This is a genomic window from Roseibium aggregatum (genome assembly GCF_017309185.1).
GTDB classification, from domain to species: Bacteria; Pseudomonadota; Alphaproteobacteria; order Rhizobiales; family Stappiaceae; genus Roseibium; species Roseibium aggregatum_B.
Window position 1 is genome coordinate 1,896,197 of sequence record NZ_JAEKJZ010000001.1, and the last position, 16,735, is coordinate 1,912,931.

At 58.4% G+C, this 16,735-nt stretch carries 15 protein-coding genes; 10 read left to right on the plus strand and 5 right to left on the minus strand.

What is annotated here, in order from left to right:
• The first annotated feature begins 173 nt into the window (after positions 1–173).
• Entirely contained in the window at positions 174–2,735 is a 2,562-nt protein-coding gene (locus JF539_RS08190) for a GcvT family protein (RefSeq protein ID WP_207139808.1), read from the plus strand.
• 164 nt (positions 2,736–2,899) lie between these two features.
• Positions 2,900–3,925, plus strand: coding sequence for a betaine--homocysteine S-methyltransferase (gene bmt, locus JF539_RS08195; protein ID WP_207139809.1), 1,026 nt, complete (start codon positions 2,900–2,902; stop codon positions 3,923–3,925).
• A gap of 35 nt (positions 3,926–3,960) precedes the next feature.
• Here bmt and JF539_RS08200 read toward each other — a convergent pair whose 3' ends face one another.
• A complete protein-coding gene (locus JF539_RS08200) occupies positions 3,961–4,464 on the minus strand; it encodes a hypothetical protein (RefSeq protein WP_209017049.1) in 504 nt (167 codons plus the stop codon).
• A 235-nt stretch (positions 4,465–4,699) separates the two neighbouring features.
• On the opposite strand from JF539_RS08200, the gene JF539_RS08205 reads away from it, so the two are divergent.
• Positions 4,700–5,131: a PaaI family thioesterase gene (locus JF539_RS08205; protein WP_207139810.1), complete on the plus strand. Its 432-nt coding sequence runs from the start codon at positions 4,700–4,702 to the stop codon at positions 5,129–5,131.
• On the opposite strand, the gene JF539_RS08210 is transcribed toward JF539_RS08205, so the two are convergent.
• Positions 5,128–6,285 carry a GGDEF domain-containing protein gene (locus tag JF539_RS08210; RefSeq protein WP_328809243.1) on the minus strand — a complete coding sequence of 386 codons (1,158 nt, stop codon included), beginning with the start codon at positions 6,283–6,285 and terminating at the stop codon, positions 5,128–5,130. The two genes, JF539_RS08205 and JF539_RS08210, sit on opposite strands and share 4 nt — an antisense overlap.
• Before the next feature lie 61 nt (positions 6,286–6,346).
• Here JF539_RS08210 and JF539_RS08215 point away from each other — a divergent pair, with 61 nt between their 5' ends.
• From JF539_RS08215 to JF539_RS08230, 4 genes are all read left to right on the plus strand, one after another.
• Entirely contained in the window at positions 6,347–6,493 is a 147-nt protein-coding gene (locus JF539_RS08215) for a hypothetical protein (RefSeq protein ID WP_207139812.1), read from the plus strand.
• A gap of 162 nt (positions 6,494–6,655) precedes the next feature.
• Complete coding sequence (rplM, locus tag JF539_RS08220; RefSeq protein ID WP_207139813.1) at positions 6,656–7,123, plus strand: 50S ribosomal protein L13; 468 nt, start codon at positions 6,656–6,658, stop codon at positions 7,121–7,123.
• A 2-nt stretch (positions 7,124–7,125) separates the two neighbouring features.
• Positions 7,126–7,602: a 30S ribosomal protein S9 gene (rpsI, locus tag JF539_RS08225; RefSeq protein ID WP_207139814.1), complete on the plus strand. Its 477-nt coding sequence runs from the start codon at positions 7,126–7,128 to the stop codon at positions 7,600–7,602.
• Between the two features lie 301 nt (positions 7,603–7,903).
• Positions 7,904–8,608 (plus strand): sulfotransferase, encoded by a 705-nt coding sequence (locus JF539_RS08230; RefSeq protein ID WP_207139815.1) that lies wholly within the window; start codon positions 7,904–7,906, stop codon positions 8,606–8,608.
• A 479-nt stretch (positions 8,609–9,087) separates the two neighbouring features.
• On the opposite strand, the gene JF539_RS08235 is transcribed toward JF539_RS08230, so the two are convergent.
• Entirely contained in the window at positions 9,088–9,528 is a 441-nt protein-coding gene (locus tag JF539_RS08235; RefSeq protein ID WP_207139816.1) for a helix-turn-helix domain-containing protein, read from the minus strand.
• Between the two features lie 69 nt (positions 9,529–9,597).
• On the opposite strand from JF539_RS08235, the gene JF539_RS08240 reads away from it, so the two are divergent.
• The gene (locus tag JF539_RS08240) at positions 9,598–10,839 is read left to right on the plus strand and encodes an MFS transporter (RefSeq protein ID WP_207139817.1); all 1,242 of its coding nucleotides are present in this window, start codon (positions 9,598–9,600) and stop codon (positions 10,837–10,839) included.
• A 4-nt stretch (positions 10,840–10,843) separates the two neighbouring features.
• Here JF539_RS08240 and guaD read toward each other — a convergent pair whose 3' ends face one another.
• Entirely contained in the window at positions 10,844–12,160 is a 1,317-nt protein-coding gene (gene guaD / locus JF539_RS08245; protein WP_207139818.1) for a guanine deaminase, read from the minus strand.
• 348 nt (positions 12,161–12,508) lie between these two features.
• Here guaD and speB point away from each other — a divergent pair, with 348 nt between their 5' ends.
• Complete coding sequence (gene speB, locus JF539_RS08250) at positions 12,509–13,477, plus strand: agmatinase (RefSeq protein WP_207139819.1); 969 nt, start codon at positions 12,509–12,511, stop codon at positions 13,475–13,477.
• A 12-nt stretch (positions 13,478–13,489) separates the two neighbouring features.
• On the opposite strand, the gene JF539_RS08255 is transcribed toward speB, so the two are convergent.
• A complete protein-coding gene (locus JF539_RS08255; protein WP_207139820.1) occupies positions 13,490–14,089 on the minus strand; it encodes a DUF6653 family protein in 600 nt (199 codons plus the stop codon).
• Positions 14,090–14,390: 301 nt separating this feature from the next.
• On the opposite strand from JF539_RS08255, the gene JF539_RS08260 reads away from it, so the two are divergent.
• A complete protein-coding gene (locus tag JF539_RS08260; RefSeq protein WP_207139821.1) occupies positions 14,391–16,724 on the plus strand; it encodes an EAL domain-containing protein in 2,334 nt (777 codons plus the stop codon).
• Positions 16,725–16,735 lie beyond the last annotated feature (11 nt).

Here is a 16,735-nt window from a genome sequence, read left to right on the forward strand (position 1 = left end):
TCGCGGAGGCGTGTCGCGGTGATGCTGCCGCCATGACGCAATTGAGCTATTTTCGCGAATAATCTGTCGCGATAGTGCCCATCGAGAGGACGGGAAATTCGCCGTGGCTGGTCAAATCGGGAGTGCTGCACTGGCGGCGCGGAGCCTTCGGTAATAGTGAAAAGGAATGAAAGATGTCAGCATTTCCTGACAGGGCAAAAGTCGTCATCGTCGGTCTGGGCGGCATTGTCGGCGCTTCGGTGGCGCATCACCTTATCGAACGCGGCTGGGACGATATCGTTGGCATCGACAAGTCCGGGATTCCGACCGATATCGGCTCGACGGCGCATGCTTCGGACTTCTGCTACACGACGAGCCACGACTACCTGTCGGTCTGGACCACCCAGTATTCCATCGATTTCTTCGACAAGATGGGCCACTACGCGCGGGTCGGCGGCCTTGAAGTCGCCAGGACCGGCGACGATGCCTGGATGGAGGAGATCAAGCGAAAGGTAACCTCCGGCAAGGCCTTCGGCACCAACGTCCGCCTCGTCAATCCGGCAGAAATCAAGGAAATGTTCCCGCTCATCGAAGAGGACATGGTTCAGGGCGGCATGTTCGATCCGGATGCCGGCCTCGTGGTGCCGCGGTCGCAGACGGTTGCCGGCAAGCTGGTGGATGAAGGCGAGAAAAGCGGCAAGCTCAAGGTCTTCGCCAACACGCCCGCGCAGTCGTTGCTGGTGGAAGATGGCCGCATCAAGGGCGTCGTCACCCATCGCGGAACCATCCTGGCCGATCATGTCATCGTCTGTGCCGGTCTCTGGGGCCGGCTGATCGCCGAAATGGTCGGCGAAGACCTGCCGGTCATGCCGGTCGATCATCCGCTCACCTTTTTCGGTCCCTACAACGAGTTTGAAGGCACCGGAAAGGACATCGGTTTTCCGCTTCTGCGCGACCAGGGCAATTCCGCCTACATGCGCGACACCGGCGACCCGAAGACGACAGAGGGCGGCCAGATCGAGTGGGGTTATTACGAAACGGACAACCCGCGTATGTGCCACCCGCGCGATCTGCTGGAAAAGGATCAGGCGCGCCTGTCGCCCTCGCAGCGCGATCTGGAGATGGAGCAGGTCATCGAACCGCTCGAACGCGCCATGGAACTGACGCCGATCCTGGGCGAAATCGGCTACAACGAGGGTCATTCCTTCAACGGTCTTCTGCAGGTTTCTGCCGCCGGCGGTCCGTCCTGCGGCGAGAGCCAGAAGGTCCGTGGACTCTGGTATTGCGTCGCCATCTGGGTAAAGGACGGGCCGGGATACGGCAAACTGATCGCCGACTGGATGACCGACGGCCGAACTGAAATCGATCACGCATCCATCGACTATTCCCGCTTCTATGGGCATCAGCTGACCGAGGAATTCATCGAGGGCCGCTGCTACGAAGCCGCCCAGAAGATCTATTTCCCGGCGATCCATCCGCGCGAACCCTACGCGACGGGACGGAACGTCAAACGCTCGCCATTCTATGAGCGGGAGGTTGAACTCGGCGGCTATTTCATGGAGCTCGGCGGCTGGGAACGCGCTCACGGCTATGCCGCCAACGAACCGCTGCTGGAAAAATACGGCGACCGGGTCCCGGTCCGCGAAAACGAATGGGACAGCCGGCATTTCTGGCGCGTGTCAAATGCCGAACACCTGGCGCTGAGCGAAGATTGCGGCCTCATCAACCTGTCGCACTTCTTCATGTTCGACGTCGAAGGGCCAGACCATGTTGCTCTGCTGGAATGGCTGTGCGCGGCCAGAATCGGCGGCGACGCCAATGTCGGCAAGGGCATTTACACCCATTTTCTCGATGACGAGGGCAATGTTCGCGCCGATCTGACGGTGTTCCGCATGGCCGACCGCTGCCGCATCGTCGACGGCGCCGACGCCGGCCCGCGCGACTTCCACTATGTGAAGCGCATTGCGGAGGACAAAGGCTTCGACGTCACCGTCACCGATGTGAGCGAACAGTTCACCACCATCGGCATCTGGGGGCCGAACGCGCGTGAGAACCTGAAAAAGGTCGTTGCCGACCCGGCAGCGCTCGACCCTGAAAACTTCCCCTTTGCGGCCATCCGGCAGATCGAAATCGCAGGCAAGCCGGTCTCCGCCCTTCGGCTTTCCTACGTTGGCGAGCAGGGGTGGGAACTGCACATGAAATACGAGGACGGCCTTGCGGTTTGGGACGCTCTGCGCGCCGTCGGCGTCATGGCGGTCGGCGTCGAGACCTACGCCAACTCGCGCCGAATGGAAAAGAGCCTGCGCTTGCAGAATGCCGACCTTCTGACCCAGTACAATCTCTACGAGGCGGATCTGGCTAGGCCAAAGGTGAAGGAAGCCGATTTCCGGGGCAAGGCCAAGCATCTGAAATACAGGGCGCGCGACAAGCAGCCGGCCATGCTCTGCACCCTCGTGATGACGGAAAACACCGATGGGAACGGCATCGAGCGCTTTCCCGTCGGTGCCCTGCCGGTCATGGATCCGGAAACCGGCAAGACGCTTGTCGATAGCCTTGGCCGCCTGTCCTACACGACCTCGATTGCCTACGGACCGACGCTTGGCAAGAACATCGCGCTGGCCTACCTGCCGCAGGATTATTGCGAGGTCGGCCGCAAGCTCAATGTCGAATACTTCTCCGAAACCTATCCGGTTGAAGTGGTCGCAGTCGGCTACAAACCGCTCTACGATCCGGAAAACCTGAAGCCGCGCTCCTGACCTGTCGGGTCGGGAAACCGCCGGCTGGACCCTGCCGGGGAGCCGTCGATACGGCAGAGTCCGGAGATGACCTCAAACCCCGCGTGGACTTCCGCGCGGGGTCTGCTATTGCGGGATAGGCCGTTCAGAACGGATCGCCACGTACAAAGACGAAAGACTGACGAATGTCCAAACTGGAAGATCTTCTGGCCCGGAAAGGGGCACTTCTCGCCGACGGGGCGACGGGAACCAATCTGTTCGAGATGGGGCTCGTTTCGGGCGATGCGCCGGAACTCTGGAACACGGACGAGCCTGAAAAGATCAAGGCGCTGCACCAGTCGTTCGTCGATGCCGGGTCGGACATCATCCTGACCAACACATTCGGCTGCAACAGGCACCGGCTGAAGCTGCACAAGGCCGAGGGCAGGGTGAAGGAACTCAACATCGCTGCCGTGAAACTTGCAAAGGAAGTGGCTGCGACGGTCGATCGCGAAGTCCTCATCGGCGGGTCCATCGGTCCGACCGGCGAACTCTTCCAGCCGCTCGGCGCACTCAGCTACGAGGACGGTGTCGCTGCCTTTCGTGAGCAGATCGAAGGTCTTGTGGAAGGTGGAGCGGATATTCTGTGGGTCGAGACCATGTCCGCGGTTGAGGAAATGAAAGCGGCTGCCGAGGCGGCGAAGGAGTTCGACCTGCCGCTGGTGCTGACCGCGAGCTTCGATACGGCGGGCAAGACCATGATGGGCCTGTCGCCGACAGGGCTCGGAGACCTTCAGTCCCAGTTTGCCTGCACGCCTGTCGCGATCGGCTCCAACTGCGGGGTCGGGGCATCGGACCTCCTGGCCGCGATCATGGACATTACGGCAGCCTATCCGGAGGCGTTTGTCGTCGCCAAGGCCAATTGCGGCATTCCGCAGATCAAGGGGGATGAGGTCGTCTATACCGGCACGCCCGAACTGATGGCGAAATATGCCCATATGGCGTTGGACGCCGGCGCCCGGATCGTCGGCGGATGCTGCGGAACGTCGCCGGTTCATCTGGCGGCCATGCGCGCGGCGCTTGACGCGCACCGGGCCGGAACGCGCCCGACCCTCGATGAGGTCATTGCCGAAATCGGACCGCTGGTCTCGCCCCCCAACAAGGCGGCGGATGCTGCGCGGGCCGAAGGCGGTGACGGGACCGGCCGCCGCCGGGGCCGCCGGCGAGGATAGCTTGCGGGCGCGCTGGGCCGGCTGTCAGGTCTGCGTCAGCAGCTTCCAGGCTGTGCCTTGGAAAAGCTCTCCTTTGTCTCGGCAAGCTTTGCCGAGACAATGCCCATGGGCTGGTAGGGCGGGTCGGCCTGCATGCCGATATTGATCATGTGGATCTTGTAACAGCCGGTGAAGACCTTGGTGGAGCCATTCGTCTGCTTGGCTTCCAGAGCCACCGGAAGCGCCCAGTAGATCTGCCCGGCGCCCGGATCGGGCTCCGTTTCTCCAAACTTGACCTGCACGGTCTCCGTCCCGGCATAGCCTTTCACCCACTTGTCGAAGTCTGCGGGCGCATCTTCGGCCTGAAAATAGCTGTAGGCCTGGACGTATAACTTGTTGCTGATGGCGTAATAGTAACTCTCGACCAGTTTCTGAGGCGTCGAGCGGTCATCCATATAGGTCCAGCCTTCCGCCTGTGTCGAATAGGGCGCAAGGCCCAGGCCGAACGGCAGACAGGTGGCGGCCAGAGCGGCGCATCGCAGAAGTGTAAAACGGGGCATCGGATCTTTCCTTTCTCCGGAGCCGGAAATGCCGCTTCTCGCCGAACGTGTTGAAGCCTCGTCTTCGTCAAGGCCCAAGGCCGCCACGAAACCAACGACATCAGCCCTCGAGAAAATTTACAATCACCGGGGTCTGGATGCCAGCGACGATTCCCGGTTGCTTTCCACCGTTTTGACGTTAGCGTAAGCTGCATAAAAAAATCGGTTTGGTTTTATGGGGTTGGGAGGAGCTAAAATGCAGCCGGTCATGTCTGCTGTTGAAGTCATGGAATTGCTGGACCGGGAGTTTCCGCAGATTCATGCCGGTGGTCGAGTGTACGCCATCGAAGGCGTTTCGTCCGGTGAAGCCGTCGTTCGTCTGTCCGCCAACGAGCTGCACCTCCGGCCCGGGGGAACGGTTTCCGGTCCGGCCATGATGAGCCTGACGGATCTGGCCGCCTATGTCGTGATCCTGGCGCACATCGGGCCACAGGCCTTGGCGGTGACCACGAATCTCAACATCAATTTTCTGCGCAAGCCCGAGCCTGGTGATCTCCTGGCCACCTGTCGCATTCTGAAGCTCGGCAAGCGTCTGGTCGTGGTCGACTGCGGGATTGCCGGGGAAGGGGAGGAAGACCTGGTGGCGCATGCCACGGCAACCTATTCGGTGCCTCCACGCGCCCCTTAGGCGATTTTCAGAATGTCTTCCTGCTCGAACAGACCTTCAAGCTCCTCGGAGTATTCGACGATCTGACTGCGGCCACGGCGTTTGGCCGCATAGACGGCGAGGTCGGCGCGGTGCAGGGCCAAGCGGCCGGTGTCGCCGGTCACGGCAAGATAGGCGCCGATACTCAGGCTCGGGGCGTAGATGGCTCCGGAAACGTCTTTCGGAGATGTCGCTTTTTCCATGACGCGCCCATAGAGGCATCTGAAGTCCTTCAAGGAAATTTCAGGCAGCAGGAGCACGAATTCATCTCCGCCGAAGCGTCCGACCGCGTCACCTCCTCCTCTGAGGCACGCCTTGAGCGCATGCGCGATCTGTTGAAGCAGGAGATCGCCGCAAACATGGCCGAACTGGTCGTTCACCTGTTTGAAGTAGTCGATGTCGACAAAAAGGATGCCGAGGTTGAGAGGGGTCTCGGAATTTTCGAAATGATCGTCGAAGATCTGTGAAATGCTGTTGCGATTCAGCGTGCCGGTCAGTTGATCGTAACGCGTCAGCTCCAGGAGTTGCCTGTCCTTGTGCCTCAGCTGACGCGTCCGGTGAACGTAAATCACCACCGGGACGAGCAGGAATACCGCGGTTCCGGCAACCATCAGTCCGCCGGTTTTCTTGAAAGCGGCCTGCAAGGCCTGTCTGAAATTGCTGACGTCGACAAGAACCTCGAGCGTGCCGATGTTTTCACCGGACGGGAGCACGGCCGGCAGGTAGACTTGCGCATAGGTTTTTTCTGGTGCCGCTGCGCCTGTCTGGCTTACAATGGCAACCTGCGGCTCGCCGCTTTCATGGACGCTGAGTGCGAGCTCGTTGAAGAGCTGTTCCGGCATTGGGCCGCCCATGTCCGACAGAAGCGTGATCATTCCCTGGTCGTCGAACATCTCGAAGCGCACGACACCCACCAGGGCAAAGGAATTCTCGAGCCTCTCCGCCTCCTGGCGCGTGGTTATGCCCTGACCGATCATGCGGCGAGCCGAAGGCGTGGTCCGGTAGAAGTTTTCCGCCCAGTTCAGGGCCCGAATTTCTGCCTCTTCCTTGATGGCCGCATCGACCTGCCAGTCGATCAGAACGTCAAGGGCTGCAACGGACGCCAGAAGGAGCAACGCGGCGCCCATCGTTGCCACAATCAATGGACGTTTGGTCCAAGTTTTCAGGCTTGATAGACCCATCGTGCAGGAGTTCCTCATGATTCATCGTGAAAGTGATCTTCAGGTTTTAAGGATTGGTAAAATTGACGAGAAAAGGCGTCGAAACTGCTCAGGTTTGCAACAGGGGGTGTTTGCAAAAATTGCGGCAAATTATGAGGTATCTGAATACCGTTTTTATAAGTAATTGAAAATAAACAGAAATAAACTATAGGAGGGTGTAGAATGAACTTGACGACATTTCCGTGTCGGCCTATAAGCTGCCTCGACCGAATTTGAGGTCCGTTCGCTGGTTTCTTGAAGATCCGCACGGGCCTTTTCTGTAACCCGACCATTACGGATCATACTCATGAAGACCTTCTCTGCCAAACCGGCTGAGGTCGAGAAAAAGTGGATCTTGATCGACGCAGAAGGCATGGTTGTCGGCCGTCTCGCCGCTTTCATCGCCAACCACCTGCGCGGCAAGCATCTGCCGACCTACACTCCGCATATCGATACCGGTGACAATGTCATCGTCATCAACGCCGATAAGGTGGTGCTCACCGGCCGCAAGTACGACAACAAGAAGTACTACTGGCACACCGGCCATCCGGGTGGCATCAAGGAGCGCACCGCACGCGCGATCCTGGAAGGCCGCTTTCCCGAGCGCGTCCTGGAAAAGGCCGTGCAGCGCATGATGCCGGGCGGTCCGCTGTCCAACAAGCAGCTGAGCAACCTCAAGGTTTACGCCGGCCCGAACCATCCGCATGAAGCTCAGTCGCCTGAACTGGTCGACGTTAAGGGCCTCAACCCCAAAAATGACGGCAAGAGGGCTTAATCATGGCTGAGCTGCAATCCCTGGAAGAACTGGGCGGCGCGGTTGAGACCGCAGCCCCCGAAGCACCGGTCCATGTCCAGAAGCTGGACGCTCAGGGCCGCGCCTATGCAACCGGCAAGCGGAAAGACGCGATCGCTCGCGTGTGGATCCGTCCGGGCACCGGCAAGATCGTCGTCAACAAGAAGGACTTCACCGAGTATTTCGCTCGCCCGGTTCTTCAGATGATCCTTCAGCAGCCGATCATGCTCACGGATCGCGCCGGTCAGTATGATGTCATTGCGACCGTGACCGGTGGCGGGCTCTCCGGGCAGGCGGGTGCGGTGCGCCACGGCCTCTCCAAGGCTCTGACCCACTACGAACCGGAACTGCGTGCCATTCTGAAGAAAAACGGCTTCCTGACCCGCGACTCCCGTGTCGTGGAACGTAAGAAGTTCGGTAAGCGCAAGGCCCGTCGGTCCTTCCAGTTCTCCAAGCGTTAAGCTGGAACGGCAATATTTTCGAAAATCCAGGGGCTCGCGGTTCGCGGGCCCTTTTTTCTTGCCTGCTGGAACTGAAATCTCAACATTAACGGAGGACGCACGGGCAAGCCCCCAAGGCCCTATTGTTGAAACATCGGCATATCGGCAAAGTAAGGCACGAAAAAAATCGTACGAGCTGGCTCAGCTGATTGCACAGGCCGCTGAGTTGATGCGCAAGGGGTATGACGCGCACGCGCCAGGAACCAGGACTTGCATTTGAGCGAAGGTCCTTGGAACCGTCGGTCCAGCAATGGAGGGGAAATTGACACCTCAAGAATTTTCCAATGCCGTGTCATGGGCCGTCATCGCCAACAAGAATTTCAACAAGATTTTTTGTATTGGTGACAACAAGACGGGAACGACAACCCTGGAAAGGGTCCTCCGTCTCTATGGCTATCATTTGCCTGATCAACAGGAGCAGGAAATCAGGCTAACGAAGCGCGTTTTCGAAACGGATTACACAGAGCTGACGCGGTTTTGCAGTCGCTACGATGCGTTCCAGGATATGCCTTTCTCGCAGGGCCTCACATATGTCGCGGCGGATGCCTTGTTCCCGAACAGCAAGTTCATACTCACAGAGAGAGACCCGGAAAGCTGGTTTTCATCCCTCGTGAATTTTCATAAGAAAATCTATGGCATTGAAGATATCAATGACGTATCCGAGAAAGTTATTCTTGAAAAATTCAACTATCTGTATCCGGGATACGTTCACACCAAGACGAAACGATTTCTCACGTCATTTGATGGGCGCAAGAAGGAAGTTCAATGGGAGAAAATATATGATAAGGACTATTACATAGATCTCTATGAAAGTCGAAATCTGAGTATCAAGAAATATTTTGCGGATACTCCTGAAAAGCTTTTGATCATTGACGTCACGAAAGAGAGGGATACGTCAAAAATCTGCGACTTCCTGAACATACCGGGCAATTTCGCAATTGATATGCCTCACGAGAACAAGACTTAGTGCGAAGAGGCACCGGGGACATGGAATGCCTTTCGAAAACGAAATCTAGGCAGGCGAGATCCTAAAAAGACCTGGCTCATGATTGTTATATAGATCGGATCGACGTGAGGGTGAAAAGTGTTTCTGTCGCATCGCGTCAGGGCCAAATCCGATCGTCTGACCACGCTGAAAAGCTCTGCCGGCTTTTGCACTCCCTAAGTCGAACGCCTTTTGTTTTCGGATCGCCGGAAGAATAAATCGGCAGGCCGAGCGCCGAAGAGAAGTGCGCCTTAAGAGCGGCAGGCCCAGGCTTCCCCGACCAAGTATAATCGTGCGCTTCGCAAAGCGCGCTGAGAAGGATCCATTGCAACTTCATCTGAACGTCGCCCGGGAAGATCGGGCTTGGCCGTTTGCGGCTGAACATGCGTCGCAAAAGTTGCACTGACACTTCCTGATTTCAGAGCCTTTTGACCATATGAAAACGGTTTCGGATTGTTCAACTACAGATCGCCAAGTGGCATTGGCGTTTTTTGAGGCGGCGCGTGGTGTTTTCGTTTGCCGCTGATCCTGATCAGCTTCTGAAACTTCGGGCACTCCATGTGTGACGGCGCCGGGCAGTCGGCGACGTGGCGGATCATGTCGCGCAAGGCGGACAGCCGGTCGATCTGGCGGTCGAGGTCGTCTGCCTTTTCGTGAAGCGTGGCTCTGGAGAGAGCGGGGCGGCCGTCCGGGCCGAACATCGCCTTGATCTCGTCCAGCGAAAAGCCGGCTGCCTTGCCAAGCGTGATCAGCGCGAGCTGATCCAGGACCTCGGGCCCGAAGAGTCGTTTCAATCCGCGCCGGCCGACGGAGGTAACCAGGTGTTTTTCCTCGTAATGCCGGATCGCGGAAGCCGCGATGCCGGTCTGTTTCGAGATTTCTGAAATATCCAGCAATTTCATATCTTGACCTCAAGTCGACTTGAATTTGTAGGCTGTCGGCCATGCTTCCCGATTGCAAGGAAAAAAGACATGTCTGAACTCAAGGCGGCTGGCGAAAGGCCGTTATGGCTGGACAGTGTGGCGATTGCGCTGCTCTTGACGGCAACGCTGAAGATCATGGCCAACGCGACAATCAGCCCGGCGTTGCCAAGTCTGCAGGCCGCGTTCCCGGATAATCCCAATGCGGCTTATCTGACCCGTTTTCTGGTGTCGGCGCCGTCGCTTACGGTCGTGCTGGTCGCGCCCTTCGCGGGGCTTGCCACCGATCGTTATGGCCGTGGCCGGCTTCTGGTGGCGGGGATTGCCCTGTTCGCGGTGTCTGGAAGCGCAGGCGCCTATCTGCCCGGTCTTTCTTCAATCCTGTTCAGCCGGTTCGCACTCGGTTTTGCGGTCGCGCTGGTCATGACCGCTCAAGTGGCTTTGGTCGGTGACTTGTTTTTCGGACCGAGACGCGGCACGTTTCTCGGCTGGCAGACCGCGGCGATCAATTTCAGCGGGTTTTTATACATCGGTGCCGCCGGTCTTTTGGCTGGCGTTTCGCCCCGGCTGCCGTTTCTGGTCTACGCGTTGCCGGTGCTCTTGCTGCCGCTGCTGGTCACATTGGTCAGGCGTGAAGACAGCAGCCCGGAGCCGATTGGGCCGGTTGCGGACGGAGCGGACACCGGGGCGGACCGGAAACGCTGGCTGGTTGCGTCCCTGGCGGTGGGCGCGCTTGCCATGGCGACCGTCATGCTGTTTTTCCTGATGCCGAGCCAGTTGCCGTTCTATTTGCATGAGAACGGCTTCGACGCCGCAAAGGGAACGGCGGCGGGGCTTGGCGCCCTGACCCTGACTGGCGGTGCCTTCGCGCTTGCCTTCAAAAGGGTCAGCGCGCGTCTGGGTGTGTTTGCCGCATACGGGCTCGGACTGGTGCTGATGTCCGCCGGTTTCCTGGTGCTGGCGATAAAGCCCGTCTGGCTATTGATTCTGCCCGGTGCGGCCCTGGTAGGCGCCGGGTACGCCTTTGTGCAGCCGGGGTTCCTGATGTTGGCGTTGCAGGTGGCTCCGCCGGAGCGCCGGGGAACCGTTTCGGGGATCGTCACGACGTCAATGTTTCTGGGGCAGGTGGTGTCGCCACTCCTGCTGACACCTGTAATCCAGAGCCTTGGGTTTGCGATGGTCTACAGGGCGGCTGCGGTTACCCTGACGCTTTTCGCGGCCGGTTGCTTCGTTCCCGTTCTCCTGCGCCGGATCCGGCAAAAGGAAACAGCCGAACGGGGGATGGAGGTCTGAAACTTCAAGCCGGAATACGGCTCTTTTGCCTCTTTCCGGCGACATAGGTTTCGACCACCGCCCGGTCGTCGCCGAGCGTCTGGAGCACGAAGAGTTCTTCCGACAGCGTTTCCGCAGTTTCCATCCTCAAGGCCATGGGCGGCGTCGCTCTTGCGTCGAGTACGACGATATCCGCGTCGGTCCCGGGGTCCAGAGTGCCGATCTTGTGCGACAGGGACAGGGCCCGGGCGTTGCCGAGGGTCACCCAGTAGAAACTCGTCAGCGGATGCATCCGCTGGCGCTGAAGCTGAAGGACCTTGTAGCCTTCGTCCAGAGTGCGCAGAAGCGAGTAATTGGTGCCGCCGCCGACGTCGGTCGCAATCGCCGTCCGGATCCCGGCGCCTTCGATGCCCGCCTTGTCGAACAGACCGCTCCCCAGGAACAGGTTTGACGTCGGACAGAAGACCGCGACAGCTCCGGTGTCGCGCATGACGTGAAGCTCATGGCCTGTCATGTGGATGCAATGGCCGAGCAGAGATTTGGGGCCGAGCAGCTCGAAGCTCTCGTAGACCCCCAGATAATGCGCCGAGTCAGGGTAGAGCTCCCGGGTGAAGGCGATTTCGTTCGGATTTTCGTTGATGTGCGTCTGCAGGTGGCAGTCCGGAAACTCTTTCAGAAGACTGCCGGCGGCGTCCAATTGCTCCGGCGTCGAGGTGATGGCGAAACGCGGCGTGATGGCGTAGTGCGCGCGCCCGCAGCCATGCCATTTTTCCAGCATCTTCCTGCTGTCGTCGTATGACGCTTGTGCTGTGTCACAAAGGGCTGGCGGAGCGTTGCGGTCCATCATGGTCTTGCCGCCGAGCATCAGCATGCCGCGCCTGTCGGCTTCCTCGAAATAGGCATCGACCGAGTTCACATGGCTGGAACAATAGGCAGCGGCAGTCGTCGTGCCGTGGCTCAAGAGAGCGTCGTAAAACGCGCCGGCGATACGGTCGGCGTGGCTCTTGTCGGCAAACCGCTGCTCGGCTGGAAAGGTGTAGTCGTTCAACCAATCCAGCAACTGGTCCGCCCAGGACGCAATGACCTGCACTTGCGGAAAATGTATGTGCGTGTCGATAAATCCCGGCAGAAGCAAATGCGGCCTGTGATCTTCGACCGGGGTCTTTGCCGGAGCGGAAACGCTGACCTCTTCGTAGCGGCCCCTGACTTCGATTCGGCCACCGGTTATGAGAAGCGCGCCGTCTTCTTCGTAATAATAGGCGCCGGTATCATCCGGACCGTTCGGAGTGTCGGAAAAGGTCAGCAGTCTGCCGCGCAGAATTTTTGTGTTCTTGTCCGCCACAGACTGAGTTCCTTGAAGAAATGCATGACAGGCGCTGGAAACGCGCCCTGATTTTTGACCCGCGCGCGCGTTCGCGTTGGCCAACTCGGAGGATATGATAAAGGCGATCGGTGCGAACTCAAGCCACGGAAAACAATTCAGTAAGATCGTGGCCGAACCAGCGGAAGCGAGAGGGTTTTGACTGCCGGAAACGGCTCATTGGATGGGTTTCCATTCGTTGGCAGGTGTCGAAACCCGATTGACAGACGGAGTGAACCGGGGGAGGAGATGTCGAGCCCCCGTAAACGGGCTTGCTTAAAAGCTATGACGGGGTTTCAAGCCTGTCATTCGCAGTTTCGGGAAAACACCATGTCAGTCAAATTGCCGCGTCCGACAGATAACGCCTTTCTCGGGACCTCGGTGAAAGGCGGTTCGCACGAACCGACTTACGGTGGAGCGTTGTCCTTCATGCGCCGGCGCTACAGCCGCGATCTCACGGATGTCGATCTGGCGGTCTGGGGCATTCCCTTCGACGCCGCCGTTTCCAACCGTCCGGGTGCGCGCTTCGGTCCGCAAGGAGTGCGGCGCGCCTCGGCGATTTTCGACGGCGATCCGCAGTATCCCTTTGAAATGGACCCGTTCGAGGTTTTGTCCTGCGTGGATTATGGCGACTGTGTCTTCGATTATGGGCGCAACGGCGATATCCCCGGTCACATCGAAGAACAGGCTGCGGAAATCCTGGACAGCGGAACCCATTTGTTTTCCATCGGGGGCGATCACTTCGTCACCTATCCGTTGCTCAAGGCACATGCGGCCAAACACGGCCCGATGGCGCTCATCCAGTTCGATGCGCATCAGGATACCTGGCCGGATCAGGGCGATCGCATAGATCACGGCACCTTCACCGGAAGGGCCGCGCGTGAAGGCCTGATAGACCCGGAGAAATCCATCCAAATCGGTATCCGGACCCATGCGCCGGAAACCTGCGGACTGGATATCGTCTTCGGATATCAGATGGACGAACTCGGACTGAACGGCGTGATCGAGCGGATAATCGAGCGCGTTGGCGATGCGCCGGCCTACATGACTTTCGATATCGACTGCCTCGACCCCGCCTTTGCACCAGGGACAGGCACACCTGTCGCCGGGGGCCTGTCTTCGCGGGAGGCACTATCCGTCCTGCGCGGTCTCGGCGCGCTCAATTTCGTCGGCGGCGATGTCGTGGAAGTGGCCCCAGCCTACGATCACGCCGACATAACCTCGATTGCCGGCGCGAGTGTCGCGCTGACCTATATCGGGTTGCTTGCGGAGAAACGGGCCGGGAAGCACTCCTGTTAGGAGGATCGGTCCCTAAGTCGTCGCTTTTTGAGAGCGACGATTGTCGTTGTCCGGAACGGATGCCCAAAAACGGTAGAGCGGCGCTTTGTTTTTCATTTCCCGGTAGAGCCGGATCTGCTTTTCAATACAGACGAATTGCGCGGAATGGGCAACCAGAAGACCGGTTGCGGTCAAAAGCGCGGACATGGAATATCCGCCGAGCAGCGCTGCCAGGGCGCCGCTCCAGAATACCGGGTAAAGGAGAGTGATGCCGGTGTAAAGCTCCGGCGGGATTGGAACAATAAAGCGGTTCAGCCAGATGCGTTCTCCGTAGCCGGCTTGAGACAGCCAGCCGTCTCCCGATTTCCGACCCGGGTATGTCTTTTGAACCGCGATCAGCCCCACCGCCACAGCGGCCGTAAGCGCAAGCGCTCCAGAAAGCCCCAGCCACATTTGCAGCCAGAGCAGTGCGGTGAGTAGGCCTGGCGCAAGGAACTTGAGACAAATAGAAACCGGCGTGGCCGGCCGGCCGGATCGTCCGCTCAAGGGCAGACTGGAAAGGACCGCCACGCGGTCGCTGTCAGGCAGACCTTGACTGAAACGGGGGGAAAGAAGACGCCGCGGGTTTTGCATGCTTGGCTACTTGTCAAAAAGGATCGCGGGATCATAGCTGCGGTTGATGCAGTCTGGCAAACATCTTGTTGGCAAAGAAACCTGGCTCAACGGAAGGGCTGGGATGCCGCCAAAGGCAAAAAACACTTCCTGTCGATATTTTCCGGAAAGTCTATCGCATTGGCATTTGAACTAAAAACTTAGATTTAAAAAAAACTTTTGAATAGCAGCGAATTTGGCATCGTGTTCAAGGTTTTTTAGCTTGAATTTATGCGGTGTGAAAGTTTCAATCACTTAATAAAAATATGAATCGGACAATGGAATGGCTTCGGAGTGGAGCGGTGACGACGGAAACTCTTTCAAAATCGACAATGAGCCGTCCCTGGCAACCGAGCTTTCGCGTCTGAACCACGTGGCGAAACTGGGGGGAGCCGACGAACTGATCCTCGGCTTTGACTGGCTCAAGACCCTCGTTAATCAGGTTTCCGACTACATCTTCGTGAAAGATCGGAATTGCCGCTTTGTCATGGCCAACGATCAGGTCGCGCTGGACATCGGCTACGAAGACAGCTCGCAGCTTATCGGAAAGTCGGATCTTGAGCTGCATCCTGCCGAGACGGGCACTGTGTATTTTTCCACCGAACGGGAAATCATGGTGTCCAAGTCGCCGAAGGTCGATTTTGAAGAGCTGATGATTTTGCCGGACGGAAAACGGAAATGGTTTTCCTCCTCGAAATTTCCGGTGACGAACGCGCAGGGCGAAGTTGTCGGAATCATGGGCATCTGCCGGGACATCACTCAGCGCAAGAAAGCCGAACTGCTTTTGCAGGGACAAAACAAGGTTCTGCAGGAAATCGCCAACGGTCAGCCGCTTCAAACGGTGCTCGAGACACTTGTCCTGACCATCGAAGCACAACTCGACGGAATAGTGGGCTCCGTCATGCTGGCTGACGAGACCGGCAAATGGCTCGTGGCGGGCCCGGCACCGAACCTGCCGAAGGAATTCTGGGCTGACCTGGATGGAATTCCGATCGGTCCGCGGTCCGGTTCCTGCGGCGCAGCCGCCCATAGACGCGAAACCGTAATTGTCGAGAACATCCAGGACGACGAGCTTTGCTCCGGCTACTCCGAGCAAATCAGAAACCTGGAGTTTCGGTCCTGCTGGTCGATCCCGATTCTCGGAAAGGACATGAACGTCCTGGGGACGTTTGGTCTTTATTCTCGGGAAAACCGAAGTCCGACGGAGCACGAGTACAAGATCGCCGGAGAAACCGCGCATCTGGCGTCGATCGCGGTTGAGCGGGATCGTGCGGAAGGAAGAATTCGCTTTCTCGCCCATCACGATGCATTGACGGGACTGCCGAACAGGCTGGAGTTCAACAGCCGACTGGAAAGGAAGATCGCGGCGAGCCGGCTGACAGGTGAACCGGTGGCGGTGGTTTTTGTCGATCTGGACAATTTCAAGACGGTCAACGACAGCTTCGGACATTCGGTTGGCGACGAGGTCTTGAAGATTATCGCGGAACGGATTGCCTCTTCGGGAGACGAGGCCTGTCAGGCCATCCGCTTCGGTGGCGACGAATTTGTCCTGCTTGTCGAAGGTCACGGCGCCGTCAAGACCAGGCTGAAGACGTTTCTTGCGCGGTTGCGGGATGACATCACTCAGACCCTTCATCTGGAAGATCTGTCCTTTCACGTGACATGCAGTCTCGGGGCGGCCTGTTTTCCCGAGGATGCCAAGGACGCCGCCGAGCTTCTCCAGAACGCCGACAAGGCAATGTTCGAGGCAAAGGCATCTGGCAGGGACGAGATCAGGATTCATCAGCATTCGAGCCCCGGAAGGTCGCTGAACAAACTGACGCTTCTTGAGGAAATGCGGAGCGGTATAGCCCGGCAGGAATTCTTTCTGGAGTATCAGCCTCAATACGATCTCATGTCCGGAACAATTGTCGGCGCCGAGGCTTTGGTGCGATGGCAACACCCGGCGCTGGGGCGTCTGATGCCGGGCGATTTCATCGGGCTTGCCGAGGAAAGCGGTCTGATCGTTCCCTTGGGCCGCTGGGTGTTGAACGAAGCCTGCCGGCAGAACAAGATGTGGCAGGAGAGAGGCCTTGAGCCGATTACGGTTGGAGTGAATGTATCTCCGCGCCAGTTCAGGGACGCGGGGCTCGTCACCGACGTTTGCGAAGCGATGGAGACGTCCGGCCTTCCGGCGAAATACCTGGAACTGGAAGTCACCGAAACGCTGCTGATCCAGAATGCCGACCAGGCGGTCCGTCTGATGGACGACTTCCGCAGAATAGGCTTGAAACTTGCGATCGACGATTTCGGCACCGGCTATTCAAGCCTGGCGGCCCTGAAGAGCTTTCCTCTGACCCGGCTCAAGATCGATCAGAGTTTCATCCGGGACCTGGACAACACCGACAGCGACCGCTGCATTGCGCGCGCGATCATATCCCTCGGACGGGAACTTGGTCTGAATGTCGTTGCCGAAGGCGTGGAAACCGCGAAACAGCAGGCGTTTCTGGCAAGCTGCAAATGTGAAACCGTTCAGGGGTTCCACTTCGGCCGTCCCATGAGCGCGGACAGGCTCGGCAAGTTGCTTGCCATGACCCTGACGCGCATAGATGTTCCCATCGAGCGGGCCTATATCTGATTGTCGGCCGG